Annotated in this window: 23 protein-coding genes and 2 tRNA genes; 11 read left to right on the forward strand and 14 right to left on the reverse strand. The window is 55.7% G+C overall.

Going from position 1 to position 24,446, the window contains the following annotated elements:
• The first annotated feature begins 10 nt into the window (after nucleotides 1-10).
• From ACFSAG_RS05315 to ACFSAG_RS05325, 3 genes are read left to right on the forward strand one after another with little or no spacing between them, the layout of a single operon-like run.
• Entirely contained in the window at nucleotides 11-1,786 is a 1,776-nt protein-coding gene (locus tag ACFSAG_RS05315; RefSeq protein WP_381512144.1) for a copper resistance system multicopper oxidase, read from the forward strand.
• The gene (locus ACFSAG_RS05320) at nucleotides 1,783-2,730 is read left to right on the forward strand and encodes a copper resistance protein B (protein WP_381512146.1); all 948 of its coding nucleotides are present in this window, start codon (nucleotides 1,783-1,785) and stop codon (nucleotides 2,728-2,730) included. The genes ACFSAG_RS05315 and ACFSAG_RS05320 overlap by 4 nt, the downstream gene beginning before the upstream one ends.
• A 21-nt stretch (nucleotides 2,731-2,751) precedes the next feature.
• A complete protein-coding gene (locus ACFSAG_RS05325) occupies nucleotides 2,752-3,141 on the forward strand; it encodes a copper resistance protein CopC (RefSeq protein WP_381512149.1) in 390 nt (129 codons plus the stop codon).
• 40 nt (nucleotides 3,142-3,181) lie between these two features.
• On the opposite strand, the gene ACFSAG_RS05330 is transcribed toward ACFSAG_RS05325, so the two are convergent.
• From ACFSAG_RS05330 to ACFSAG_RS05345, 4 genes are all read right to left on the reverse strand, one after another.
• A tRNA-Pro gene (locus tag ACFSAG_RS05330) sits at nucleotides 3,182-3,258 on the reverse strand.
• A gap of 13 nt (nucleotides 3,259-3,271) precedes the next feature.
• Nucleotides 3,272-3,348 (reverse strand) — tRNA-Ile (locus ACFSAG_RS05335).
• A 67-nt stretch (nucleotides 3,349-3,415) separates the two neighbouring features.
• A complete protein-coding gene (locus ACFSAG_RS05340; protein WP_381512151.1) occupies nucleotides 3,416-4,411 on the reverse strand; it encodes a polysaccharide deacetylase family protein in 996 nt (331 codons plus the stop codon).
• A gap of 29 nt (nucleotides 4,412-4,440) precedes the next feature.
• Nucleotides 4,441-6,078, reverse strand: a complete 1,638-nt coding sequence (locus ACFSAG_RS05345; RefSeq protein WP_381512154.1) for a histidine kinase dimerization/phospho-acceptor domain-containing protein — start codon at nucleotides 6,076-6,078, stop codon at nucleotides 4,441-4,443.
• 240 nt (nucleotides 6,079-6,318) lie between these two features.
• On the opposite strand from ACFSAG_RS05345, the gene ACFSAG_RS05350 reads away from it, so the two are divergent.
• Nucleotides 6,319-6,792 carry an Lrp/AsnC family transcriptional regulator gene (locus tag ACFSAG_RS05350; protein ID WP_374611148.1) on the forward strand — a complete coding sequence of 158 codons (474 nt, stop codon included), beginning with the start codon at nucleotides 6,319-6,321 and terminating at the stop codon, nucleotides 6,790-6,792.
• A 50-nt stretch (nucleotides 6,793-6,842) separates the two neighbouring features.
• Here the strand turns inward: ACFSAG_RS05350 and ACFSAG_RS05355 are convergent, their stop codons facing one another.
• Nucleotides 6,843-8,135, reverse strand: coding sequence for a hypothetical protein (locus ACFSAG_RS05355; RefSeq protein WP_381512158.1), 1,293 nt, complete (start codon nucleotides 8,133-8,135; stop codon nucleotides 6,843-6,845).
• Between the two features lie 270 nt (nucleotides 8,136-8,405).
• On the opposite strand from ACFSAG_RS05355, the gene gyrA reads away from it, so the two are divergent.
• On the forward strand, nucleotides 8,406-11,105 hold the full coding sequence (gyrA, locus tag ACFSAG_RS05360; RefSeq protein WP_381512161.1) for a DNA gyrase subunit A: 2,700 nt from the start codon (nucleotides 8,406-8,408) through the stop codon (nucleotides 11,103-11,105).
• 50 nt (nucleotides 11,106-11,155) lie between these two features.
• Here gyrA and ACFSAG_RS05365 read toward each other — a convergent pair whose 3' ends face one another.
• Entirely contained in the window at nucleotides 11,156-11,398 is a 243-nt protein-coding gene (locus ACFSAG_RS05365) for a hypothetical protein (protein ID WP_381512164.1), read from the reverse strand.
• A gap of 143 nt (nucleotides 11,399-11,541) precedes the next feature.
• Here ACFSAG_RS05365 and ACFSAG_RS05370 point away from each other — a divergent pair, with 143 nt between their 5' ends.
• The gene (locus tag ACFSAG_RS05370) at nucleotides 11,542-12,009 is read left to right on the forward strand and encodes a host attachment family protein (protein ID WP_381512166.1); all 468 of its coding nucleotides are present in this window, start codon (nucleotides 11,542-11,544) and stop codon (nucleotides 12,007-12,009) included.
• Nucleotides 12,010-12,011: 2 nt separating this feature from the next.
• Here the strand turns inward: ACFSAG_RS05370 and ACFSAG_RS05375 are convergent, their stop codons facing one another.
• Together ACFSAG_RS05375 and ACFSAG_RS05380 are read right to left on the reverse strand one after the other, a co-directional pair.
• A complete protein-coding gene (locus ACFSAG_RS05375; RefSeq protein ID WP_381512169.1) occupies nucleotides 12,012-12,677 on the reverse strand; it encodes a lysoplasmalogenase family protein in 666 nt (221 codons plus the stop codon).
• Nucleotides 12,678-12,680: 3 nt separating this feature from the next.
• Nucleotides 12,681-13,514 carry an NAD(P)H-hydrate dehydratase gene (locus tag ACFSAG_RS05380; RefSeq protein WP_381512172.1) on the reverse strand — a complete coding sequence of 278 codons (834 nt, stop codon included), beginning with the start codon at nucleotides 13,512-13,514 and terminating at the stop codon, nucleotides 12,681-12,683.
• Between the two features lie 61 nt (nucleotides 13,515-13,575).
• Here ACFSAG_RS05380 and trmFO point away from each other — a divergent pair, with 61 nt between their 5' ends.
• On the forward strand, nucleotides 13,576-14,916 hold the full coding sequence (gene trmFO, locus ACFSAG_RS05385) for a methylenetetrahydrofolate--tRNA-(uracil(54)-C(5))-methyltransferase (FADH(2)-oxidizing) TrmFO (RefSeq protein WP_381512175.1): 1,341 nt from the start codon (nucleotides 13,576-13,578) through the stop codon (nucleotides 14,914-14,916).
• On the opposite strand, the gene ACFSAG_RS05390 is transcribed toward trmFO, so the two are convergent.
• Both ACFSAG_RS05390 and ACFSAG_RS05395 read right to left on the reverse strand, forming a co-directional pair.
• Nucleotides 14,900-15,364, reverse strand: coding sequence for an EF-hand domain-containing protein (locus tag ACFSAG_RS05390; protein WP_381512177.1), 465 nt, complete (start codon nucleotides 15,362-15,364; stop codon nucleotides 14,900-14,902). The genes trmFO and ACFSAG_RS05390 overlap by 17 nt on opposite strands.
• Nucleotides 15,365-15,414: 50 nt before the next feature.
• The gene (locus tag ACFSAG_RS05395) at nucleotides 15,415-16,023 is read right to left on the reverse strand and encodes a hypothetical protein (RefSeq protein ID WP_381512179.1); all 609 of its coding nucleotides are present in this window, start codon (nucleotides 16,021-16,023) and stop codon (nucleotides 15,415-15,417) included.
• Between the two features lie 223 nt (nucleotides 16,024-16,246).
• Between ACFSAG_RS05395 and ACFSAG_RS05400 the strand changes: the two genes are divergently transcribed.
• From ACFSAG_RS05400 to ACFSAG_RS05410, 3 genes are read left to right on the forward strand one after another with little or no spacing between them, the layout of a single operon-like run.
• Nucleotides 16,247-18,253 (forward strand): pilus assembly protein, encoded by a 2,007-nt coding sequence (locus ACFSAG_RS05400; RefSeq protein ID WP_381512181.1) that lies wholly within the window; start codon nucleotides 16,247-16,249, stop codon nucleotides 18,251-18,253.
• 1 nt (nucleotide 18,254) lies between these two features.
• Nucleotides 18,255-18,869, forward strand: a complete 615-nt coding sequence (locus tag ACFSAG_RS05405; protein ID WP_381512184.1) for a TadE/TadG family type IV pilus assembly protein — start codon at nucleotides 18,255-18,257, stop codon at nucleotides 18,867-18,869.
• A gap of 43 nt (nucleotides 18,870-18,912) precedes the next feature.
• Entirely contained in the window at nucleotides 18,913-19,533 is a 621-nt protein-coding gene (locus ACFSAG_RS05410) for a TadE/TadG family type IV pilus assembly protein (protein ID WP_381512187.1), read from the forward strand.
• Between the two features lie 6 nt (nucleotides 19,534-19,539).
• On the opposite strand, the gene ACFSAG_RS05415 is transcribed toward ACFSAG_RS05410, so the two are convergent.
• The 4 genes from ACFSAG_RS05415 to eno form a co-directional block, all read right to left on the reverse strand.
• The gene (locus ACFSAG_RS05415) at nucleotides 19,540-20,913 is read right to left on the reverse strand and encodes a pyruvate dehydrogenase complex E1 component subunit beta (protein WP_381512190.1); all 1,374 of its coding nucleotides are present in this window, start codon (nucleotides 20,911-20,913) and stop codon (nucleotides 19,540-19,542) included.
• Complete coding sequence (gene pdhA / locus ACFSAG_RS05420; RefSeq protein ID WP_381512192.1) at nucleotides 20,913-21,983, reverse strand: pyruvate dehydrogenase (acetyl-transferring) E1 component subunit alpha; 1,071 nt, start codon at nucleotides 21,981-21,983, stop codon at nucleotides 20,913-20,915. The genes ACFSAG_RS05415 and pdhA overlap by 1 nt, the downstream gene beginning before the upstream one ends.
• A 105-nt stretch (nucleotides 21,984-22,088) precedes the next feature.
• Nucleotides 22,089-22,415: an FtsB family cell division protein gene (locus ACFSAG_RS05425; protein ID WP_381512195.1), complete on the reverse strand. Its 327-nt coding sequence runs from the start codon at nucleotides 22,413-22,415 to the stop codon at nucleotides 22,089-22,091.
• A 35-nt stretch (nucleotides 22,416-22,450) separates the two neighbouring features.
• Nucleotides 22,451-23,725 carry a phosphopyruvate hydratase gene (gene eno / locus ACFSAG_RS05430; protein WP_381512198.1) on the reverse strand — a complete coding sequence of 425 codons (1,275 nt, stop codon included), beginning with the start codon at nucleotides 23,723-23,725 and terminating at the stop codon, nucleotides 22,451-22,453.
• A 186-nt stretch (nucleotides 23,726-23,911) separates the two neighbouring features.
• Here eno and ACFSAG_RS05435 point away from each other — a divergent pair, with 186 nt between their 5' ends.
• Nucleotides 23,912-24,418, forward strand: a complete 507-nt coding sequence (locus ACFSAG_RS05435; RefSeq protein WP_381512201.1) for a hypothetical protein — start codon at nucleotides 23,912-23,914, stop codon at nucleotides 24,416-24,418.
• Nucleotides 24,419-24,446 lie beyond the last annotated feature (28 nt).

Below are 24,446 nucleotides of genomic sequence, written 5' to 3' on the forward strand. Positions count from 1 at the left end.
AGTCTAAACGATGAACGGATATTCGGACTTGTTGAAAACGCCCAGATTTTCAAGGCGATCCTTACTTGGCGGAATGGGTGTGGGCGCTGCATTGGCCTCTGCCCCATCCTGGGCACGTGGGGGGAACATCGCGTCGGACCAATCGATACGCGTAGGTTTCGACGAATTGCGCGGAGATTTGATCGATCTCTCGGTTGGCAGTGGACGTCGCATCGTCGAAGGACGCCGCGGTATGGGTGTTGCGGTCAACGGCACCGTTCCCGGTCCGCTAGTCCGTTTGCGCGAGGGGCAGAATGTCCGGTTGAACGTAACCAATAAGCTGAAGGTAGACACATCCATCCATTGGCATGGGCTGTTGCTTCCTTTCCAGTTCGATGGCGTGCCGGGGATCAGCTTTCCCGGAATAGCGCCTGGTGAGACCTTCACTTACGAATTCCCGATCCGCCAATCCGGAACCTATTGGTATCACAGCCATTCGGGTTTGCAGGAACAGCAAGGCCATTATGCCCCGCTGATTATCGAGCCGAAAGATGGCGAGCCGGTCAAGGTAGATCGGGACTATATTCTTCTGCTCAGCGAATTCACGCCGCTCAATCCCTATTTCATCATGAGCCGCCTGCGCACAGGCGAAGGCTATTTCAACCGGCAATTGTCGAGTTGGACGGACAAATATCCGATGAACGCAGCCGAACGCCGGATGTGGGCGGAAATGCGCATGATGCCGACTGACATCGCCGACGTCAGCGCCCCTACCTACACCTATCTGGCCAATGGTCGTGGACCCAAGGAGGGTATGGAATATCTATTCCGTGCCGGTGAGCGCATTCGCCTGCGCCTGATCAACGGTGGTGCGATGACATTCTTCAATGTGCGCATACCCGGGCTGCCGATGACGGTTATCGCCGCCGACGGACAAAATGTCCGGCCGGTCGCGGTGGATGAGCTACAGATCGCCACCGCAGAAACCTATGATGTCATCATCGAGCCGGGTAATGCCGAAGCTTATGCCATTGTCTGCGAGTCAATGGACCGGTCGGGCATGGCGCTCGCCATGTTGGCATCACGCCCCGGTGCACGGGCACAAGTGCCTGCCCTTCGCGATCCCCCGCTGCTGACCATGGCAGACATGGGAATGAACCATGACGAGGAATCAGGTCATGGTGATCATAGCTCTATGGACCATGGCACAACTCCAAAAGCATCAAGCCACGACATGTCTGGGATGAGCATGCGCGATACGAGCTTGCTGCCCCCCGATGTGGAAATCGGCCCCGGATTGGACATGGTGTCGATGGCTCCCGTAGATAAAACCGGCGATCCAGGCCTTGGACTGCGCGATGTGCCGCACCGTGTGCTTAACTATCGCATGTTGTCTGCACTCGAACCCAACAAGGACGTTCGGGAACCATCACGCCTGCTTGAGCTTCACCTCACCGGCAATATGGAGCGCTATATGTGGTCGTTCGATGGCCGCATGTTCACGTCGCTCGATGATGAGCCGCTGCGCTTTGCCTGGAATGAGCGCGTGCGGGTGAAGCTGGTCAACAACACAATGATGGCGCATCCCATCCACCTCCACGGCATGTTCTTTGAAGTGGTGAACGGGCAAACGCCGGCGCACCAGCCACGCAAAAATGTCTTGGTGGTTCAGCCCGGCGCGAGCGCTTCGTTTGATCTGACCGCGAATGAGCCCGGCGACTGGGCGTTTCACTGCCATCTTCTGTATCACATGCATGGCGGCATGATGCAGGTCGTAACCGTTGTCGGCCCGGGAGAAGGCTCATGAAATCGAGCTTATTCATCGCTGTTGCACTGACGGCCTTAATCTTGCCATCCGCTGCTTTCGCTCAACATGCCGGGCATGAGGGCCATGGCCAGTCGACCGAAACAGCGTCACCCGCTCCTGTAAATGCAGATGATCCGCATACCGGCCATGGCAGCATGGATCATTCGGCAATGGACGAGGATGTATCCCCAGGGCCTCTTTCCGAGACCTCGGCACCACCGGAGGCTGGCAGCGGCCCGCCCCGCGCCGCCGACAAAATATGGGGTACGGACGTGATGGCACATGCGCGCCATAAGGAGCATGGCAAGCATGGCAATTTCCCGGTTCTATGGGTGCAGGCAGATCGTTTCGAGGCGCAATTGCGGCAGGGAAACGATGGCTTTTTGTGGGACCTTCAAGGCTATTACGGCAATCCCACCAGCAAGCTCTGGTTGAAAAGTGAGGGTGAAGGTGAATTCGGCGAAGGCGTTGAGGATGCCGAAATCCAGGCGCTTTGGTCGAAAGCTGTCGATCCGTTTTGGGATCTGCAACTTGGCGTCCGGCAGGACGTGGCGGGGCCATCAACCACCCATGCGGTAGTCGGCCTCCAAGGCCTTGCGCCCTATATGTTCGAAGTCGATGCCGCGCTGTTTCTATCACATCGCGGCGATGTGACGGCGCGCATCGAAGGCGAACTTGAACAGCGCATAACCCAAAGGCTGATCGTGCAACCACGCGCGGAATTGGTACTTTCTGCGCAGGATTTGCCGCAGCTCGATATCGGTAGCGGCATCGACAAGGTCGAATTGGGGGTGCGGTTGCGTTATGAAATCATCCGCGAATTCGCACCTTATGTCGGCGTCGAACAGACTTGGCATGTCGGCAATGGCGCTGATTTCCGTCGTGCCAAAGGCAAAGACCCCAGCACGACCAATTACGTCGTTGGCATCCGTTTCTGGTTTTGATTTTATCTGGAGCTTTATTCGATGAAATACCGTTTCATGCCCCGCGCTTTCGCGCTTGCAGCATCATTGGCTGCTATTTCCGCACCTGCTCTCGCGCATATCAGCGTGGTTAGCTCCACGCCGACAGCAGGTTCAACAACAAAGGCGCCCCGCACCGTATCGCTCAACTTCAGCGATGCCATGGCGCCAGGTTCAACTTCGGTATCGATCGTGATGACGGCGATGCCAGGCATGAAGGACCATGGCGAAATGATCATTCGGAATTATACGCAAAGCTGGTCCGAAGCGAACCGCAAGCTCACACTGAATCTGCGTAAACCGCTGGTTGCAGGTACATATGATGTCCGCTGGCAATCAAAAGATGCTGATGGCCACAAAATGTCTGGCAAAGTCAGCTTCAACGTGAAGTAGACAAGCCCAAACTATTGTTCGGCGTCAAAATTTAAGAAAATGGTCGGGGAGACAGGATTCGAACCTGCGACCCTCTGCTCCCAAAGCAGATGCGCTACCAGGCTGCGCTACTCCCCGACATGGAGCATTATGGTGGGCCCGGAGGGACTCGAACCCCCGACCTAGCCGTTATGAGCGGCCAGCTCTAACCAACTGAGCTACAGGCCCCCTGGGAGACGCGCCGATAGCGGAAGCTTGGCCAGCATGGCAAGTGGCAATTCACTGCCGCCACTGCTTAACCGTCAAAAGCGGCCTTGATGATATCGCCAACCGACGCGGGCATAACCTCGCGCGCTTTCAGATGCGCGAAGATTGCATCCCACCACGCATAGAATTGTTCAAGCTGCTTTTGATTGCGCACATAGGGCGTATGGCCGACTGCAAGCGATGGCGAGTGGAAGGAGAAATTGAGCAAAGGCAGACCTGCCTTGATCGCTACATCGATGGCCAACATGGCTTTTTCAGCCGGTATTCCTTCGGGCGTAAGCGCGATGCGTTCAAGCATCCCCCCTCGCGCGAGCATCGAGCGCATGGTTTCCGATCCGAATACCCGGTCAAACAGGATCGGACCTACCGACCGGAAAGCACCTGCGAATATGGATGTGACAGGAAGTTCCAACAGTTCTCCCGCTTTAACCCAATAGGGCTCCAACGGGCAGCGGGCGAAATTCGGCCCGCCTTGCACGCGATAATCAAAATGAGAACGCACTGAACTGTCGATCCTGACTCCCAGTTCACGAAGGAAATCAGGCGTTGCCCGACCTGCCCCGTATCGCCCAGCCCTGTAAATCTGGGCCTCCACTCCAATTCGCTCGGCAATCACGTCATACAGTTGCTGCAACTTGGCCTTTTCCAGCGTTGGAGGCAGGTTGCAGGCATAGCTGTTGTGCGCATTTACCGTTTCGGAAAATGGCGGTGTCACCCAGGGATGGAGCTGCAGGCCAACATCAGCCCTGCCGGCATCGACAAGGCCTTTGAATAGTTCAGCGCCATAATTATCTGCGGCAACCGGGTAATCCACCAGATAGATGGGCTTCACCCCGTTGTTTTCACACAATTTCTGGAATGGATCGATCGCGCGCAAATGGCTGAGACCATGTCGGTCGCGCGTAAACGGGCCGCTCCAATCAAATTCTTCTTCCGTATCGACCGTGACGATGAAGCGCGGGCAATTCCAATCCTGCAGCCTGGCAATGGGACCGTTGGCGGGAAAGCTCAGGGGCGCGACCATCTGTGCCGAAGCCCCCTTCTGTCCCATAACTAGTCGCCCCCGGTATCGCTGTAATCCATGTCACCGTCCTGGACGGCAGGAATTTTCAGTATCAAGCTTTCCTTTTGAAAGCGTAAATCGCCCCCGGCCTTGCGCGCCAAGTTTCGGACAAGCCTTAGCGAAAAACCAAGTCCGAGCAAAGGCGATGCAATATCGGGATTGGTTTCTAGTTCCGATTCTGAAGGATCAGTTCCGAACAATTGCGCGTCGCTGCATTTCTTCAAACGCGTCGGCAACTCGAGCTGGAACAGGTTTGTCGCTGATACGCCGGGTTCGGTTCGGAAACGTCCGTTCAAACTTTCGCCTTCGGAACAACCCATGATGACCGCAGACAGCAGACGCGAAAAAATGCGTTCTGCAAGCGACCGGTCGATAGCGTAGGGACGAACCGGATCAGCAATTGCCAGGTTCAAGTTGATATGATTGTCTTCGCTGATTGCATGAAGACGTTCAGCCAATCGATTGGCTAGCCAGCGGCACTCGGTAACGCCCTCTTCGACTTCGAAGTTGCCGGCATCCAACCGTGCCGCAACGCTCAAATCCTCAAATCCGGCTAGCAGTCGATGCGCGTCTGCGAGGATGGCGCTCGCCAATTGTCGGTATTCGTCGGAGACCGGGCCAAATAATTGCTGCTCGATGATTTCCGCAAACCCAGCGATGGCCCCCAAAGGCGTGCGCAACTCGTGCACTACCTGCTGCATGCTTTCACCCTGCAGGCGGCGTTGCTCATCATGGGCAGCGCCTGCCTCGGGCATTTCGCTAATCGTCGGGCGCCGCAATATGCCGCGATAGCCCCGGAAACGACCCGTCAGCTGGTCAAAAAATGGTGCTGCGTTGACACGCCAATGGCCATCCACGGCCGGGCTGCCGCGAAGGCGCATACGGGCATTCTCGAGCGGCATGCGCTGGCGGAAAGCAGCCGCGCCATATGCATCTGGTCCAGGCCCATCATCGTAAGCCGCTTGTGCGATATCGACGCCGACAATTGCGCCCCGAGGGACGCCCTGAACCCAGACAATCGTTCCATTGTCGTCGGTTTCGAAATTGATTTCGTTTGGCTTGTCGACCTCATGGTCTGCGAACTCATCGCCCAGAGGCAGACGCGGGGAGTCTCCAGACTCGCGATCTTTGCGCCACTGTTCGATCCTGCGGACGATTGCGCCTATTTCCCCTGAAGGCGCCTTTACCTGCGGTGCTGCAACCGCGGGCTCCACCGTTCCGTGAATACGGAAGTCGGCACCAGCCCAGGTTTCCAACGCCCGTTTTGTCTTGAAGCCGAGATCGGAGCGATTACGCAGGAACCCGCGCGCACGAACCGGCAACTCGGGAACAAGTTCGCTCCATTCGGTATCTGAAAGATCAGCGCCATAGATTGCAGCGGCCGCAATTTCCGGAGCATCGCCGGCAAGCAACTGAATCAATGGCGCTGAACGGATCCTTCCGGCCAGTGCCTTGACGCCTGCAAGACGCTCTTCTGGCAAAATCTTTTGCGAAAGCATGTGCGCGTTCACCAAGCCGCGCGCCACCAGTTCACCATCGAAATCCCGAGGGTTTTGTGCGAGCAAATCAATTAATTGCCGCCATTGTCCGACCTGCGCACCGCCTTGCGACAAATCCAGGTTCTGCAAAGCAGTGGCAAGGCGGTCGTCTACGCGCAACTATCGTCTTCTCTAAGAAACCGGTTTGGTGAAAAGCTATCGTTAGCCGCCACTTCACCCTCGCAAAAGCCGCAATTTCTGGGCGTCACACTATGGGACACCGGTTATCCACAGCGTTGACAATTTCTGCTGTCCGGCTTTGGAACAATTGCAATTGCGGATAATAATATTTTATGGTTAGCTGCAATCGGATTAGGGAAATAACATAATATGGCAGCAATCAGTTTCGATGCGATTGATCTGAAGCTTCTCGCCGAACTTCAGGAAAATGGACGGATCACAAATGTCGAACTGGCAAGCAAGGTAGGGCTGACAGCGCCGCCCTGTTTGCGCCGGATGCGGACTTTGGAACAATCAGGAGCCATTAAGGGCTACCATGCCGAAATCGATCCGGCGGCCTTGGGCTATTCGATCATGGTCTTTGCCATGGTCAGTCTGAAAAGCCAGGCCGAGGCTGATTTGCGCGCCTTTGAGGATCATGTCCGTTCGCTGCCCAATGTGCGCGAATGCCATATGCTTAACGGTGAAATCGACTTCATCCTGAAAATCGTCGCGCATGACCTGCAGTCTTTCCAGGAATTCCTGACATCGCAACTGACGGCTGCGCCCAATGTTTCAAGCGTCAAGACTTCGCTGACGATCCGTACCGCCAAAGACCAGCCCGGCGTGCCGATCGAAAACTAAAAAGGCCCGCGCATCAGCGCAGGCCTTTCGATTTTTCCTATGTCGTCAGCTTATGCTGCGGGAGCAGGTGCAGCCATTTGCTGGTCGATGTAGATCAACCAATATTCTGCAATGGCCTTGCGCTTTGCGCCCGAAATCTTGGCAAAGGTGGCCTTGGCACCGGCCCAATCCTTAAGGTGGGTTTGTGCAATACCGAGGTTGGTCAAGGCACGGTCGGTCTGGTCTACGCCTTCACGATCGATAATGCCGCCCTTTGCAAGCGCGGCTTCATACATTGCCTTGGCGCGGGCATATTGGCCAAAAGACAGCAGGGCATCGCCGGTAAGCATTGCTGTGAAGCCTTTCGGCGCAGCAAGGGCCGCCTTTTCGTCCTGGGCCCATGTTCCCGATAGTTCTGGGATCAGCTTTTGCGCGCTGCTATAGATTTCCGAGAAGGTCAGGTTGTTCTTGGAAATGGTTCCTTTGGCGAAACCTTCGTCGAGAACCGCTGCAACTTCTGCCGGATAGCGACGGGCATCGGCATATTCGACATATTGTTTGAATTCATGTTCAAACATCAGCGCCTTGTTCAGGCGTGCAAGACGCAGCACCGAGAGCGATTCCAGATTGTCCAGATCGGCAATCCGCTGAAACTGGAACAGGGCGTCGTGATAGGTTTCAGGGCGCGGATCATGTTTGATCATTTCCTTGCCCCAGTGCAGGATCTGCTCGTTATTCTTCGAACGAGTTGCGTAATTCAGCGCCTGGGCGAACCACTGCGTTTCGGGCTTACCACCGGCAGCCTTGGTAGCCTCTACAGCCTTGCCCAACCAATTGATCGCTTCCGGATAATTGTTCTGAAGACGGTAGGCGTTGGAAATCTGCACCTCGATATTGCTGCCGCGGAAGCCAAGATTATAGGCCTCGAGCATCTTGGTGGCGGCAGTCGCATAATCTTTGTCGTTATAGATATAGAGCGCCTGCTGGAATGTATAAGCCGGCTTCAAATTTGCCGGGGCAACGCCGCTATCAACGATCAGATTCACACCCTTGCGCTGCAGTGCAACGTCTTTCATTTGCGATCCCAGATTGAAAGCAAACACACCCGCCTCATAGCGATCATCAGGGTTGAGGATTGCGGCTTCAACCGTTGGGAACAATGCCGCTGCAGCAACCGGATCCTTCTTCTGAATAAAAGCGGCTACGGCAGGGCCATAGGCTTTTTGGAATTCCTTGGAAAAATTGCGCTTAACGGGCTTTTCCGCTTCGGCCTTTTTCTTATCGTCTTTGGCAGCATAGGCCGCAGGAACGGCCACAAATGAGCCAAGAGCAAGTGCTGCGGCGAACTTAGTAATGCGATTCATTCGACTCTCCACTTAACAAACAGACCAGCCAATCGCACAAAAGGCGGCCCTGAATTTGCCGCCACCCTTACGCGCCTAACCGCCATTTCGCAATCGGGATAGCGGCGTGCAGATGAATTGTGGTTGAATGGCGTCAAACAGCGTTGGGCAGCCTTTGAATCTGTGGATAAACTGGTGAAAAAGGCGACTTTGAAGGGTGCTTGGGTGGCTATTTTGATGGCGCTCGTCTAGGGTGCCCAATTACAGAAAAATACAAGGATTTTTGCGGACGTGAGCGAAGAGATCGAACCGATCGAACCCACCGATATTACCCCGGTAGACATTGTCGATGAGATGAAGTCGAGCTATCTCGACTATGCCATGTCGGTGATTGTCGCGCGTGCACTTCCCGATGTGCGCGACGGTTTGAAGCCGGTACATCGCCGTATCCTGTTCGCGAGTCAGGAAGGCGGTTTCGTCGCCGGGCGCCCCTATCGTAAATCAGCCAAGATCGTTGGTGACGTGATGGGTAACTATCACCCGCACGGCGACAGCGCGATATACGATGCACTTGCTCGTATGACCCAAGATTGGTCGCTGCGCGTTCCGCTGATCGACGGCCAAGGTAACTTCGGTTCGATGGATCCCGATCCGCCGGCTTCGATGCGATATACCGAAGCGCGTCTTGCCAAGGTCGCCAATTCGCTGCTCGACGATCTCGACAAGGACACGGTCGATTTCCAGCCCAATTATGACGGCAGCCGGGATGAACCACAGGTCCTCCCTGCCCGCTTCCCCAATCTGCTTGTTAACGGTGCAGGCGGGATTGCCGTCGGCATGGCCACCAACATCCCGCCGCACAACCTCGGTGAGGTGATTAGGGCCTGCCTGGCCTATATCGAAAATCCGGCCATAACCGTCGATGAACTTATTGAGATCATCCCTGCGCCCGATTTCCCAACCGCACCGCTCATTCTTGGACAGTCAGGGGCAAAATCGGCTTATCGTGAAGGCCGCGGTTCAATCGTGATGCGCGCCAGGCATGAGATTGAAGAGGGGCGCGGTGACCGGCGTTCAATCGTGCTCACCTCAATTCCCTATCAGGTCGGTAAATCTGGCTTGGTCGAGAAAATTGCCGAAGCCGCCAAGGATAAGCGGATCGAAGGCGTTTCGGACATTCGAGACGAATCCAGCCGCAAGGGCGTTCGCGTCGTCATTGAACTGAAACGCGATGCGACGCCTGAAGTCGTCCTAAACCAATTATGGCGACACACTCCGGCGCAATCCAACTTCCCGGCCAACATGCTCGCCATTCGCGGCGGGCGTCCGGAAGTGCTCAACCTGCGCGACATCATTGAGAGCTTCGTCAAATTCCGCGAGGAAGTGATCACCCGCCGCACCAAGTTCGAACTGAACAAGGCGCGCGATCGCGCGCACATCTTGCTTGGCCTCGTGGTTGCGGTGACCAATCTTGACGAGGTGGTAAAGATCATCCGGGGTTCGGCTTCTCCTATCGAGGCGCGCGCAGCACTGAGTTCGCGTGAGTGGCCGGTCGCCGAAATCGCACCTTATATCCGCTTGGTCGAAGCCATCGAAACCGAGATCGAAGGTGATACGTATCGCCTGTCGGATATCCAGGTTCGCGCCATACTCGATCTTCGTCTGCATCGCCTGACGGCGCTTGGTCGGGATGAAATTGGTGACGAACTCAAACAACTCTCGATCCAGATCGAGGAATATCTCGCTATCCTCGGTGACCGGGTAAAGCTCTACGGTGTGATGCGCGAAGAGTTAGAAGCGATCGATCGCGAATTTTCCACACCGCGTCTTTGTGAAATCGCACCTAGCTGGGATGGCATTGACGATGAAGACCTCATGGAACGTGAGGAAATGGTCGTTACCGTCACCCATGGCGGATATATCAAGCGTACCGCGCTCGCCACCTTCCGCGCGCAGAATCGCGGCGGCAAGGGCCGCGCTGGAATGGCGACGAAGGAAGAAGATGCCGTTACCGAATTGTTCGTGACGAGCACGCATACTCCGGTGCTGTTCTTCTCGAATATCGGCAAGGTCTATCGCCTCAAGGTGTGGCGCCTGCCCGAAGGTGGACCGTCTACGCGAGGTCGGCCCATGGTCAACCTGCTTCCGCTGGCGGAAGGGGAGACCATTTCGAACGTCCTTACCCTTCCGGAGGATGAAGCCGAATGGGGTGGGCTCAGTGTCGTCTTTGCCACCGCGAAAGGATATGCCCGCCGCAACAGCATGGATGCCTTTGCCAACATCCCATCGAACGGCAAGATTGCGATGAAGTTTGAAGGAGAGGATGCTGACGACCGCTTGATCGGGGTCGAATTGCTCACGCCTGAAGACGATGTCCTGCTCGCAAGCCGCAACGGCAAGGCAATCCGCTTTGCCGCCGATGACATTCGCGAATTCCAGAGCCGCTCATCAACCGGTGTGCGCGCGATGAAGCTGCTTGGCGACGACCAGGTCATTTCGCTGTCCATCCTGCGCCGGGTCGGAACCACAGCCGAGGAACGCGAAGCCTATTTGCGCTTCGCTCCTTGGAAACCGGAGAAGGAGGGCGAACCCTCGCTCTCAGCCGAGCGTATGGCGGAACTGGAGGATAAAGAGCAATTCATCCTCACCGTTTGTGCCAATGGCTATGGTAAGCTGTCCTCTGCGTATGAATATCGCCGCACGGGTCGCGGCGGACAAGGCATCACCAACATCGACAATATCGGCCGTAATGGCCCTGTCGTTGCCAGCTTCCCGGCGACCAAAGGCGATCAGCTGATGCTTGTTACCGATCAGGCAAAGCTGATCCGGATGCCGCTTGATAGCTTGCGTGTCATCGGTCGCGGCTCAGCCGGCGTGCGTCTCTTCAATGTCGATGATAACGAACATGTCGTCAGTGCCGCGAAGATCGAAGAGAGCGACGACGGCGAAGAGCCAGTCGATGCACCAGTCGAAGCTGGAACGGAAAACTGATATTTGATGGTATCCCTCATCCCCGCCGCTGAGCGGGGATGAGTATATACTTATTTGCCGTCGACCTTATCGACGGCCTTTTCAGCCGCATTGCCAACCTTTTCTGCGGCAGCGCCTACATCTTGCGCGGCGTCTGTGATCGCCGTATCTTTGGCACGCTCGGTTCCCATTGATCCGGTAAAGAAGATCACGGCCAGGATAATTCCGATCAGCAGAACCAAGCCAATGAACCATCCGTCGCCTCCGCGATCGCTTGGTTCGGTGATGATAGTAGTATGTTCTTCGTCTGCCATTTGGGCGCTCCTGCAACAAAAACTGCTGCATAAACGCACCAAATCGCAGGAAGTTTCACGCGGCAGCAATTCCGGCGCATTTCCGGCTGGAACTGCCAAATTGCAGGGGCGTTTCCTCAGATCCGAACACAGAGGAGTTGATCATGATCCTTCCGCACAATTGCCTGATACTCGTAACCGACGGGCGCAAGATGTTGATGCTTCGCAATAAGGGGAGCGGTGATCGAATCGAACTTCAGACTGAACGGCACGAAATGCGCGAAGATCGCAAGGACAGGGAAATAAAGACCGACGCACCCGGCTTAACGGGGCAGAGCGCGGGATTTGGCAGGCCGGCGATGGAGGAGCCTGACTATCATCAGCTTGATGAAGAACGCTGGGCGGCCGAGACTACCAACATCATCAACATGCGAGCCTTGGCCCATGAATTCGAACAACTCGTGGTTATTGCTCCCCCCAAGACCATGGGCGAATTGCGCAGTCATTGGCATAAGGAAGTCGAACAGCGAATAGTATCCGAGATCACAAAGGAAATGACCGACCGGCCACTGCCGGAAATCGAAGCCCTGCTGCGCGGTGCAAGTGCTCCACCGGCAGGTGGCGGGGAATAGGTCTATCCGTCCGCGAAGTGCCCGCGCTTGACCAAAGTCGTGACCACACCGGTGGCAATCATCAACACGCCACCATAATATAGGATCCAGATGGCGTAAGACACCCAACCCGCCTCCGCCAAAACACCCGTCCGCGCGAAAATCAGAAGGTCGGAGGCGACAAACGCCATCGCCCCCAATCCGACGCGGTATCGCGGGAAATTGCTGTTCCACGCGCTGCCCGCCATGCCGGCGACGAACAATGTGTAGATGGCAGCCTGTATTCCGAACGCCCTGTCAGCTGGAAGAAAATAAGCGATATCGGGCGCCAGCACGAAAACCGCGATGGCCAGCAATAGTTGGCTCAACGCCGGATTGACACGGCGATGGCGCAAGAACAGGGTAATCGCAATGACATGCCCGATCGCAAATGCAATTGCGCCCCAGATCATGTCCAGCTCAAGCAGGCCGTCACCCAACGCCCAAAATACCATCACCGCCGCAAGCAACAGGAATTCGCCGCTATGGTGGCGGCGTAATGCATAACCAACCAGCAATCCGACGCCGCCCATCTTCCATGCAATGGAAAGCATTTCCGGCATGTCCAGCTGCCAACTGATCGGATAGGTCAGCCCGAAAAGCAGACTGGCAAATAGCCAAGGGCGTTTATGTGCAAGGTCTTGAGCCATCCCCTACCCTTTGTCGAGACAGGCAGCCAATACAAGCGGAATAAGACCGGGCATTGCATCGGCCGTCAATCCTGGCCCTCCCCTGATTCCTATGTCGCCATGGAGCCATGCGGCAATACAAGCTGCTTCAAACGCGGAACTGCCTTGCGCTAGCAGCCCGCAAACCAATCCGGCGAGGACATCTCCTGATCCTGCGGTTGCCAGCCAGGGCGACGCATAGGTGTTTACCGCCAACCGTCCATCCGGTGCAGCAACAATTGTTTCCGCGCCCTTGAGCAGTACAACTGCCCCGCTCAGTTCCGCAGCCAATCGGGCAGCGGTAAATCGGTCGGCAAGATCAATGACCGGAAACAGTCGGGCAAATTCACCTTCATGCGGCGTCAACACCACTTGATCATGCAATGCGCCGAAGAGTTCAGACGGCTGCAATTCAAAACTGGTCAAGGCATCGGCATCGAGCACCAGCGGAACGCCCTTCTGCAAAAGGCGCAATACAGCTTCCTTTGTTCGGGTTGAAATACCCGCGCCCGGCCCCAAAAGCGCCGAACGGACGCGATCATCAATTATGGCCAGATCGGGATCGACTTCCCGCAGCATGATCGCGGTTACCTGTGCGGCATGCTCCTTCAACGCTTCATACTCACCAACGATCGTCACAAGACCGGCGCCAACAGTAAGCGCTGCCTGTGCCGAAAGCCGCGATGCACCTGTGCGAAGCGGCGGCCCGGAGAAGACAATGGCGCTGCCGCGCGCATATTTGTGTGTGCTTGCGGGCGGGGCCAGCAATACCGGACGTTCGATCACGCGTTTGTCGGAAATCTTGCATCGAAAGCTCATGGCAAAGAACATGCCGCTTTTGCCTGTCCTAAGCCATGCTTTTTTGCTAGCGGCGCGGCCAATGTCTAAGCATCAGGTTCATATCATCGGTGGCGGTCTCGCCGGAAGCGAAGCGGCATGGCAATTGGCAAAGCGCGGCTTCAAGGTGCGCCTGTCGGAAATGCGCGGCAGCGGGGACATGACACCTGCGCACCAGACCGATGGACTCGCCGAACTTGTCTGTTCGAACAGCTTTCGTTCCGACGATGCCGATAACAATGCAGTCGGCCTGCTCCACCAGGAAATGCGAAAGCTCGACTCGCTCGTCATGCGTGCGGCTGAAGTCGCCAAAGTGCCCGCCGGATCGGCGCTTGCGGTCGATCGCGATGTGTTTTCAGCCGAAGTAACCCGGCAGCTGTCCGCACTACCCAATCTGGAAATTGTCCGCGAACGGATCGACACCCTTCCTTCTGACGGTCTGACAATCGTCTCGACGGGGCCGCTCACTGCAATGGCATTGGCGGAAAAAATCCTGGCCGCGACGGGGCAAGACAGCCTCGCCTTTTTTGATGCCATCGCGCCGATCGTCTATCATGACAGCATCGATATGGATGTCGCCTGGTATGCAAGCCGCTGGGACAAAGGCGATGGCAAGGATTATATCAACTGCCCGATGGACAAAGAGCAGTATCAGGCCTTTCACCAAGGTCTGCTTGATGCCCCCAAGGCAGAGTTCCGTGAATGGGAGAAGGACACGCCCTATTTCGAAGGCTGCATGCCGATCGAAGTCATGGCTGAGCGCGGCGTAGAAACGCTGCGATTTGGCCCGATGAAGCCGGTCGGGCTCGATAATCCGAGAACCGGGCGTTGGCCCTATGCCGTCGTCCAATTGCGACAGGACAACAAGCAAGGCACGCTTTGGAATATGGTCGGGTTCCAGACCAAAATGAAGCATGCCGCGCAGGTCGAACTGTTTCGAACCATACCCGGGCTCGAAAAGGCCGAATTCGCGCGGTTGGGAGGGCTGCATCGTAACACCTTCATCCGCTCGCCAATTCTGCTCGATCAACAGTTGCGGTTGAAGAAAGCGCCGCACATCCGCTTTGCGGGGCAGATTACGGGATGCGAGGGTTATGTCGAAAGCTCCGCCGTCGGTTTGATGGCAGGGATCATGGCTGCGCATGAATTGGCAGGACGGCCTATCGCGCCGCCGCCACAGTCGACTGCTTTTGGCGCGTTACTCGACCATATTACCGGCGAGGCAGAAGCCGATAGCTACCAACCTATGAACGTAAATTTCGGCCTTTTCCCGCCGCCCGAAGGCAAGGTGCACAAGAAAGAACGCAAGGCCTTTCTAACCAACCGCGCGCGCGAAGACCTGGCGACATGGATGGATAGCTACGGTCTCAGCACCGACAATTAGGTTTCGCCACGCGCTTGGGGCGCGTCGAAAGGAATTCCTTTCGCGTTAGCAAGCTGTCCCGATTGGAATCGGCTCTGGCAAATCGTTCGCCGGTTGCAGCAGCCCATTCTTCGAATGAGAGCAAGTTGTTGCCGTCCCTGTCGAGCTTCTTGAAGTCCTTGGTCCGGCTCGACATCATCTCAATGCGCGAAACCAGTTCGTCCCTATTGCGATCATATCGATTGAAACGAACCTCTTCGCGGCTCAACTTCGCGGCCGCAGGCGGCTCTGGCGGTGGTGCGCCAAAAGCGGGCGCACCTGCCCCGGCGACTGGCAGTTCGAGCGCTGCTGGTTCCTGGGGTGGTGGCAGCGGAATGATTGGATCGGGCGTCGCCCAAACTTGCCACATCCAATAGCCCAAGGATGAAGCGACAAGGGAAATACCTGCCCCAGCCAAAAGCTTGCGCATGGCTTACACTCCGGCACCACCCTGTTGTGTGAAAGCTATAGTGCGAAAATTCAGAGGCCCGTCAAGGCAAGAAGCGCAAGCCGACTAGCCCCACTTATTCGCTTCAATGTTGACGTTTCGTTGTCCAGTCGCGCGCCGAGTGCCAGCAAGTCCAACGGTTTCATTCCACTCGGTGCGAATTTACGAGAGTATCGCCGCCCCGATATGGAAGTCGCCCAATCATAGCCGCTTTCGATTGCCTTTTGCTTGTTCTGTTCAGATGCATCCTGCCACTCAGCATAGGCACCGAATATGGCCGATGCGCGAAGTCTCGAGTGGGTTTCCCAATCTTGCTGTTCGGCATCATCGCCGGCTGCAGCCAATATTTCCCATCCCTCTGCCAATTGCGTCGCATGATGACCAATCCGCAGTTCAGGCTTATTTGCCTCAGCTTCCGACAATTGCTGCAACAAAGGCTCGCCGCGTGCTCTGTCGCTGACGGATTTACCAAATTGTTCCCGCCACCAGACAATCCGCATTTGCGCGAGCAAAGGCTCCTGCCCTTTACGCAGTACTTCAAGCAGTTTGCTGTCCAGCATCAGCAATAATGCCAGCATGCCTGCAATGTCCTTATCGGCATAAGCGATGGCTAGGCGCTCATAAGGCTTTAACTCTGGCATCTGGTTTCGACATTTCCTGTTTTTTGTCGGCTGTCGGCATTGAACCAAGCGGCAATAGCAACGCTGCGAGTGAAAGCAATGAGTCCGAGAAGCCTTTGAAAAATCCCAGTTAACGGAATCCCAACACTTCGTAACCTATTCCTAACGCTATTCATTACAACTTTGGTTGTAGTTGAAGATCTATACGCTGGGTGTGTCAGTGTGATGTGTGTGGGGACCAAAAATGAAACAGGGCGGTTTCGCGCGAAATCAGCAGAGTTTCCTGTCGCGCATTCGGCGTGACGTTTCCGGCAATACGATAGCGCTGGTCGCTGCCGCATTGGTGCCGTTGACTGCAATGATCGGCGGTGGGGTAGATGTTGCGCGCATCTATATGACCAAGACTCGTTTGCAGCAGGCATGCGATGCCGGTTCACTCGCAGGGCGAAAGGTCATGGGCTCGGGTGTCTGGACAACAACGGGCACGGATAGCGCCAAGGCGCAGGCTGAGAGTTATTTCCATGCCAATTTCACCGACGGAACATATGGCTCCTACGATGTCGAAATCGAATATACCGAAAATGAAGGCACCGTAAACGGCCAGGCCACGGCAACTCTGCCTTTGGTGATCATGCAAATGTTCACCGAGGACGAGAAACAATTGACGGTCAGCTGCGACGCAGCGCTCGATCTTAGCAACACCGATATCATGTTTGTTCTCGATTCCACCGGCTCGATGGACTGGTGTGTGGATGGGACGGACGAATGCAACAGCGGAGCCGGGTCTCGAATTGCCGCGCTACGAGAGGCGGTAATGGCGTTTTATGATGCGCTTGCACCTACCGTCTCTGAAGATTCGCAACTGCGTTATGGCTTTGTGCCATATTCGTCGTCGGTAAATGTCGGGCGCATCCTGCACCAAGCCAATCCAAACTGGCTGCGCACCACTGCAACTTACCAAAGCCGTGTCTGGACCAATGGATTCACGCAAGTCGCGTCCGCTTGGGGAACGCCTGTAACGGACCGCGACAGCTCCAATCCGCAAAACCAACGGACCGGGAATTGGACCGACCAATCGATCAATTCTGCAGTTAACAGCCGCAATGCCTGCAATGCACTGGCCTCACCGGCTGACAGTGCAGTTCAAGCGGTAGGTTCGCCCCAAGTCACCAATTATAACAGCAGCGTCGACGATGGAACCGGTGTAAGAACAGTTACTTATACTGAAACACAATCCTATCGACAGTATCAGTATCGTTACCGCTGGTCGAGCAACAGGTGTTGGTTACAGCGGCGTGAATATACTTATGTCATCGAAACAGATGTAACCGAAGTCAGCCAACCAACCGCATGGACGATGGTCCCTTCGAATAACGCTTATTGGGTATATGGGCCGACAACATATGACGTCAGTGCCTATATCGCCACGATCAATGGCGGTGCAGCAGTTACAACGCAAACCGGCAATAGCGGCGGCAATGTGACTTCGACCTGGAACGGATGCATCGAGGAACGGCAGACCGTATCCGAAAACTCGTTCTCGCCGCCATCTGCCGACGCCTATGACCTTGGTCTGAACATGGTTCCGACAAGCGATGATGCCACAAAATGGACGCCGGCATGGTCGAACATCACCTATCTGCGTCAAAACCAGAACTCACAGAATGTTACGACCAGCAACCAAACCCGATCTACCTACTCGCGAGCCAATCATTATTGCCCGCACGAAGCAATGAAGCTCGGAGAATATGATCGTGATGAGGTCGAGGATTATGTCGATTCCCTGGTAGCTGTGGGTTCAACCTATCACGATATGGGAATGATCTGGGGTGGACGCCTGCTTTCGCCAATCGGTCTTTTCGCTAGCGAAAATGCCTATACCGCGAGCGGCGACACAATTTCACGCCATCTGGTATTCATGACCGATGGTGAACTCGCCCCCAGCACTTCGCTTTATGGGCTGTACGGCGTTGAGTATCTTGATCGCCGTGTCACGGGGGCGGCCGGTACCGGCGTGCAGTTTAATCGCCATGAAGACCGTTTCCTCGCAATCTGCCAAGCCGTGCGCAACATGAACGTCACGATCTGGATTGTCGGCCTTGGTACGGAGTTGTCTGATGCGATGTACGAATGCGCAGGGGAAACGCGTGATGCATCAAGCCATGTTTATGAATCGGAAAGTGCCGATGATTTGATCGACAATTTCCGCCGAATCGCAGGTGATATTGCCGCGCTAAGGTTGGAAAGCTGATATGGCTTGGCATAGTTTCACGCGTCTGAAGCGCAACAACGATGGCGTGACCGTTGTTGAATTTGCGCTGATTACACCAGTGCTCCTAACGCTCCTGCTGGGCGCATTTGACATTGGCTATTCGCTTTATGCACGTGGAGTTCTGCAAGGCGCCATTCAAAAGGCAGCACGCGATTCCGGCCTGCGGGTTAACGCGGAAAACGCCGCCGAAATGGACGCACTGGTAACGCAGGCCGTATCGCAAGTGATGGATGCTGACGGTGAAAATTCGATCGTCTATGTCCGCCGCAGCTATACAAGTTTTGCAGATGTCGGCGATATGGAAGAGTTTATCGACTCCGACGACGACAATGTTTGCGACCGTAACGAGCCATTCGAGGATACCAACGGTAACAATATCTGGGACGAAAAAGGCGTTGCCGGCCAAGGCGGCGCGCGCGCTACTGTCCTGTACTCGGCAACTTTCCGATACAAACGGATTTTCCCGATCTACCGGATCACCGGCGGTTCGCCGTTCACGACGCTGGTTGCCTCAACTGTCCTGCGGAACCAGCCTTATGCCGAAGAAAATGAAGCCGTCGTTACCGCCGGCCACTGTACGACTGAGGATGAGTGAAATGGCATTTGCACGAAAAATGCTGTCTAATTTTGTCAATAGGATGAGGCAGGATAGGTCGGGTGTAGCGGTAATCGAGCTCGCCTATTCCTTGCCAATATTGATGGTCCTCGGCGTGACAGGTGCGGAAACGGCCTATTATGTGCAGACCCAGCAGCAAATCAGCCAGATCGCCCTTGCAGCGGCAGATAATGCCTCACGCGTTGGCGAGGCAGGCGTGCTCCAGACACGCCGTGTCTATGAATCTGATATCAACGACATCTTTCTTGGCGCGCCCAAACAGTTTGGCGACCCTAACTTTTTCGACAACGCACGGATCATCATTTCCAGTGTCGAATATGATGCCGATGATAACATCTACATCCATTGGCAGCGGTGCATGGGCGAAAAAGATGTTGATTCCGAATTCGGCCCAGAAGGTACTGGATTGGGCGATCACACGCTGGAAGACGGAATCAATACGGGTGCCGCAAGGGTCAAACCTGTCCCGGGAAGCGCATTGATCGTCGCAGAAGTATCTTACGACTTTCAAGCGCTCTTTGGCATTTCGCCCTACGTTTCCAGGGAATTGAAAGCAAAAGGCGTGTTCGTGGTGCGCGATGCACGCGATCTCACCGGTCTTTATGACAAGACCGGCGAAGATCCCGTCGCCACTTGCGCTTGATCAGGCTTACCTGCCTAACAGCTTTCGCACACCAGCAACGATCTTGTCCGCGTTGATGAGCGTCGCACGTTCCAGGTTCGCGGCATAGGGCATCGGCACATCTTCGTTCGCAATGCGTACAACCGGCGCATCGAGATCGTCGAAACCTTCTTCCATGCAAATAGCGGCGATTTCACTGCCTATGGAGCAGGTGGCCCAGCCTTCTTCTGCAATCACCAATCGGTTGGTCTTGGCAAGGCTTGCAAGAACTGTCGCTTTGTCGAGCGGACGGATAGTGCGCAGGTCGATGACTTCCGCATCGATCCTCTCACCCGCCAGCTTTTCAGCTGCATCCAATGCGAAGCCGACGCCAATCGAATAAGAAACGATGGTGACGTCTCGGCCTTCGCGAACGATGCGAGCCTTGCCAATCGGCAGGACATAATCGTCCACGGCGGGCACCTCAAAACTGCGGCCATACATCAGCTCATTTTCGAGGAAGACCACCGGATCCTCACAACGAATGGCCGCTTTCAGCAGTCCTTTCGCATCGGCTGCATCATAGGGCGCAATAACGATCAATCCTGGCACGCTGGCATACCAAGGCGCATAGTTTTGGCTATGCTGTGCACCTACGCGTGCGGCGGCACCATTGGGCCCGCGGAACACGATCGGGCAACGCATCTGGCCGCCAGACATATAGTTTGTTTTGGCGGCGGAGTTGATGATGTGGTCGATCGCTTGCATCGCAAAGTTGAATGTCATGAATTCAACGATCGGACGCAGACCGCCCATCGCGGCTCCGGTGCCAATTCCGGCGAAACCATATTCGGTAATCGGCGTATCGATAACGCGGCGCGGGCCAAATTCATCGAGCAGGCCTTGGGTTACCTTGTAGGCACCTTGATATTCGGCGACTTCCTCACCCATGACGAAGATACGGTCATCGGCGCGCATTTCCTCTGCCATCGCATCGCGCAACGCTTCACGAACAGTGACCGTAGTCATTGCCGTGTCGGCAGGAATTGCTGGATCGGCCGCAATCGCCTTGGCGACTGGAGGCGGGGGCGGCGCCACAGCAGAGACCGGTTCGGTCTGCATTTCTGGCGGCGTTGCTGGCGGCGGCGGGGTCTGTGCTTTGGCAGGAACTGCTGCGTCGTCCTCACCTGCGATCACTGCAATCACGGTTCCTACTTTGACACCGTCTGTGCCTTCGGGAACGAGTATCTGCGATACTGTTCCTTCGTCGACGGCCTCAAATTCCATCGTCGCCTTATCGGTTTCAATCTCTGCGAGAATGTCGCCGGACGAAACGGTATCGCCTTCCTTGACCAGCCATTTGGCCAGCGTGCCTTCCTCCATGGTGGGCGACAAAGCGGGCATTTTGAGCTCGATTGCCATCAGTAATTCTCCACCAACACGTCGGTATACAGTTCAGAAAGTTCAGGCTCGGGGGCCTGCTCGGCAAACTCGGCTGACGCGTTCACGATATTGCGGATTTCCTTCTCGATTACTTTCAGCTCGTCTTCGGTAACGCCCATTTTGAGCAGGTCTTCCTTGCAACCATCGATAGGATCCGACTTTTCACGAACAGCCTGCACCTCTTCGCGGCTGCGGTACTTAGCCGGGTCAGACATTGAGTGGCCGCGATAGCGATAAGTTTTCATTTCGAGCAGGATGGGCCCCTTCCCGCTACGTACCCAATCGAGCGCAACTTCGGCCGCACCGCGCACCGCAAGTACATCCATGCCGTCGACCTGGAGGCCCGGAATACGGAAGCTCTCCCCGCGGCGATAAAGCTGGTCCTCTGCCGAGGCGCGGTTGACGCTGGTGCCCATGGCATATTGGTTATTCTCGATCACGAAGATGATCGGCAGCTTCCATAGCTCCGCCATGTTGAAGCTCTCATAAACCTGACCCTGATTGGCAGCGCCGTCGCCGAAATAGGCAAGGCATACGCCGCCGTCATTGTTGTACTTATGCGCAAATGCGAGGCCGGCACCGAGTGAAACCTGCGCGCCTACAATGCCATGCCCGCCATAGAATTTATGCTCGGTCGAAAACATGTGCATCGAGCCGCCCTTGCCCTTTGAGATGCCGGCGGCACGGCCCGTCAGTTCGGCCATGATGATGTTGGGATCGATGCCATAGGCAAGCATGTGGCCATGGTCGCGATAGCCGGTGATCACGCTGTCCTTGCCCGGCGTCAGCGCCGATTGCAGTCCAATCGCAACAGCTTCTTGGCCGATGTACAGATGGCAAAAACCACCAATGAGGCCCAAACCGTAAAGTTGCCCTGCTTTTTCTTCGAAACGGCGGATAAGCAGCATGTCGCGATAGAATTTCAGCAACTCTTCTTTGGTCGCCTTGTACGGCACCGGGGTTGCCGGACGTTCGCGATTTGCAATCGCGTCGGTTGAAACCGAGGCGGCTTTTGCCTTGCTCGGCTTGCTTGCTGGGGATTTGGCCAATGCGTCGTCCTCTCACGGGGCTTTTGGTTTGACGTTAGGGAAAGCGCCTAAAGATTCGCGCGCCCGGATGGAAGAGCTTTTATGTCGGGAAGCCTCACGACATAGCTATTCATTATCCTTCAGCGGGATAACAATTTCGTCTGGTGCCACAACGTTAAGCTCTTTGCGCATCAACTCTCCGGCCAAGTCCGGATCGACATTGTCGCGATCCAGAAGCCGCTGCCGATTGCGCAACGCATCACGCTCTTCTTCAAGTTTGGCGAGTTCCTTACTGCGCTCGTTAATGGCGCTCTTATACTCGGCCCAGGCGAGAATGCCGGTAGGACCAAGCAGGGCGTAGGATGCAATCAGCAACAACGCCACCAATGCAGCGGCGGTGACGAGTTTCGCGCGGAACTCTTCAGGATTCGTCTTGCGTTTCGCCTTGGCCATAAGGGTCTATACCATCATGGCGTCAGGCGGCGCAATCACTGGAAGATAGAACGGCCTGCGTAAATGGCGCTTGAACCCAGTTCTTCCTCGATGCGGATGAGCTGGTTGTACTTCGCCAAACGATCCGAACGGGCGAGGCTGCCGGTTTTGATCTGTCCGCAATTGGTGGCAACCGCGAGGTCGGCAATCGTTGCATCCTCAGTTTCGCCCGAACGATGCGACATCACGGCGGTGTAGCGCGCGCGATGCGCCATCGAAACGGCTGCGAGTGTTTCCGAAAGCGTACCGATCTGGTTGACCTTCACCAACAGCGAGTTGGCCAGGCCCTTTTCAATGCCCATCGCAAGGCGCTTTGGATTGGTGACGAAAAGGTCGTCGCCTACCAGTTGCACCTTGTTGCCAATCAAGTCGGTGACCGCTTTCCAGCCTTCAAAGTCATCTTCTGCCATGCCGTCTTCGATCGACTTGATCGGATAGTCAGCGCATAGATCGGCCAGATATTGCGCCATGGTGTGCGGATCGAGCGAGAGCCCCTCGCCGCTGATTTCATATTTGCCGTCGCGGAAGAATTCGGTGGCAGCGCAGTCGAGCGCCAGCACGACATCTTCGCCAGCCTTGAAACCCGCTTTCTCGATCGAGGCCATGATGAAGTCGAGCGCGGCACGCGTCGACGAAAGATTGGGTGCAAAGCCGCCTTCATCTCCGACTGCTGTCGCAAGGCCCTTCTCGTGCAGGCCCTTTTTCAAGGTATGGAAAATCTCCGAACCCCAGCGCACAGCCTCTGCAAGGCTATCGGCACCGACCGGCATGATCATGAATTCCTGAAAGTCGATCGGGTTATCGGCATGTTCACCACCGTTGATGATGTTCATCATCGGCACCGGCAGGACCTTTGCGTTAACGCCGCCAACATAGCGATAAAGCGGCAATCCACGGGCATCGGCAGCAGCCTTGGCAACCGCCAGGCTGACGCCCAAAATGGCATTTGCACCAAGGCGCGACTTGTTCTCCGTTCCATCGAGCGCAATCATCGCCGCGTCGATATCTTCCTGGTCCTCGGCTTCGTAATCGGTGAGCAGCGGTTCAATCTCGTTGATCACTGCTTCAACGGCGTGTTGCACGCCCTTGCCCATATAGCGCGATTTGTCGCCATCACGCTTTTCGACCGCTTCATGCGCACCGGTCGACGCGCCTGACGGGACAGCCGCGCGGCCAAAGCTGCCATCTTCCAGCAAGACATCGACTTCAACTGTGGGGTTACCGCGGCTGTCGAGGATTTCACGAGCATGGATATTGATGATAGCGGTCATAGCTGGCTCCCGGGAGAAAGGTTCGCCGCGCCCTTAATGGCTAAATCCCCCGCTGGCAATCGGTGCAGGAAGTAAGGCCAGCGGAATATGAATGCACAGACAGACTTGCAAATTTGTGCTGTTATAGTTGACTAAAGCACCTGTAATACCAATATGCTTGGTAACAGTTCCGAAAGGAGGATTTACATGGCCACTCCCAAACAACCCGCCGCATCCGCAAAGACGACTGCGTCAAAGCCGAAACGTGCTGCCAAGTCGGCAGCAAAACCGAAGGCAGCGCCCGCGAAGACAGCTGTCGCCAAGGCAAAGCCCAATCCGGGCAAGGTCGAGACAGAGGTCAAAACCAAAATGAAAACCGAATTTGCAAACATCAAAGACAAGGCGGCTGATCGTGCGCGTGAAGCAGCGACAAGCGGCAAGGACAAGGCCAGCGAAGCCCTTGAGGGTGTCGGCAAGATCCTGCGCGAAAGTGCAGAGCAGATCGACGAAAAGGTTGGCACGCAATATGGCGATTATGCCCGCAAGGCTGCCGACGCTGTCGATGATTTTGCGACCAAGATCGACGCAAAGCAGGTCGACGACATCCTAGAAGACACCCGTCAATTCATTCGCAAAAGCCCCGGTGCCGCAATCGGTGCTGCGGCCGCGATTGGCTTCGTGCTTGCACGATTGGTGCGTTCTGGCCGGGACTGAGGCCGAAACGGCTTCAACAAATGCTGTT

It is taken from the genome of Sphingorhabdus buctiana, assembly GCF_042680825.1.
Classification (GTDB): domain Bacteria; phylum Pseudomonadota; class Alphaproteobacteria; order Sphingomonadales; family Sphingomonadaceae; genus Sphingorhabdus_B; species Sphingorhabdus_B buctiana.

Excerpts from the sequence above, each read along its gene's own strand:
- ACFSAG_RS05315 (WP_381512144.1), top strand. The coding sequence starts at position 11 with ATGAACGGATATTCGGACTTGTTGAAAACGCCCAGATTTTCAAGGCGA.
- ACFSAG_RS05325 (WP_381512149.1), top strand. The coding sequence starts at position 2,752 with ATGAAATACCGTTTCATGCCCCGCGCTTTCGCGCTTGCAGCATCATTG.
- ACFSAG_RS05320 (WP_381512146.1), top strand. The coding sequence starts at position 1,783 with ATGAAATCGAGCTTATTCATCGCTGTTGCACTGACGGCCTTAATCTTG.
- ACFSAG_RS05340 (WP_381512151.1), bottom strand. The coding sequence starts at position 4,411 with ATGGTCGCGCCCCTGAGCTTTCCCGCCAACGGTCCCATTGCCAGGCTG.
- ACFSAG_RS05400 (WP_381512181.1), top strand. The coding sequence starts at position 16,247 with ATGAAACAGGGCGGTTTCGCGCGAAATCAGCAGAGTTTCCTGTCGCGC.
- ACFSAG_RS05415 (WP_381512190.1), bottom strand. The coding sequence starts at position 20,913 with ATGGCAATCGAGCTCAAAATGCCCGCTTTGTCGCCCACCATGGAGGAA.
- ACFSAG_RS05435 (WP_381512201.1), top strand. The coding sequence starts at position 23,912 with ATGGCCACTCCCAAACAACCCGCCGCATCCGCAAAGACGACTGCGTCA.
- ACFSAG_RS05410 (WP_381512187.1), top strand. The coding sequence starts at position 18,913 with ATGAGGCAGGATAGGTCGGGTGTAGCGGTAATCGAGCTCGCCTATTCC.
- ACFSAG_RS05405 (WP_381512184.1), top strand. The coding sequence starts at position 18,255 with ATGGCTTGGCATAGTTTCACGCGTCTGAAGCGCAACAACGATGGCGTG.
- trmFO (WP_381512175.1), top strand. The coding sequence starts at position 13,576 with ATGTCTAAGCATCAGGTTCATATCATCGGTGGCGGTCTCGCCGGAAGC.
- eno (WP_381512198.1), bottom strand. The coding sequence starts at position 23,725 with ATGACCGCTATCATCAATATCCATGCTCGTGAAATCCTCGACAGCCGC.
- ACFSAG_RS05425 (WP_381512195.1), bottom strand. The coding sequence starts at position 22,415 with ATGGCCAAGGCGAAACGCAAGACGAATCCTGAAGAGTTCCGCGCGAAA.
- ACFSAG_RS05350 (WP_374611148.1), top strand. The coding sequence starts at position 6,319 with ATGGCAGCAATCAGTTTCGATGCGATTGATCTGAAGCTTCTCGCCGAA.
- ACFSAG_RS05375 (WP_381512169.1), bottom strand. The coding sequence starts at position 12,677 with ATGGCTCAAGACCTTGCACATAAACGCCCTTGGCTATTTGCCAGTCTG.
- ACFSAG_RS05380 (WP_381512172.1), bottom strand. The coding sequence starts at position 13,514 with ATGAGCTTTCGATGCAAGATTTCCGACAAACGCGTGATCGAACGTCCG.
- ACFSAG_RS05390 (WP_381512177.1), bottom strand. The coding sequence starts at position 15,364 with ATGCGCAAGCTTTTGGCTGGGGCAGGTATTTCCCTTGTCGCTTCATCC.
- ACFSAG_RS05395 (WP_381512179.1), bottom strand. The coding sequence starts at position 16,023 with ATGCCAGAGTTAAAGCCTTATGAGCGCCTAGCCATCGCTTATGCCGAT.
- ACFSAG_RS05370 (WP_381512166.1), top strand. The coding sequence starts at position 11,542 with ATGATCCTTCCGCACAATTGCCTGATACTCGTAACCGACGGGCGCAAG.
- ACFSAG_RS05365 (WP_381512164.1), bottom strand. The coding sequence starts at position 11,398 with ATGGCAGACGAAGAACATACTACTATCATCACCGAACCAAGCGATCGC.
- ACFSAG_RS05355 (WP_381512158.1), bottom strand. The coding sequence starts at position 8,135 with ATGAATCGCATTACTAAGTTCGCCGCAGCACTTGCTCTTGGCTCATTT.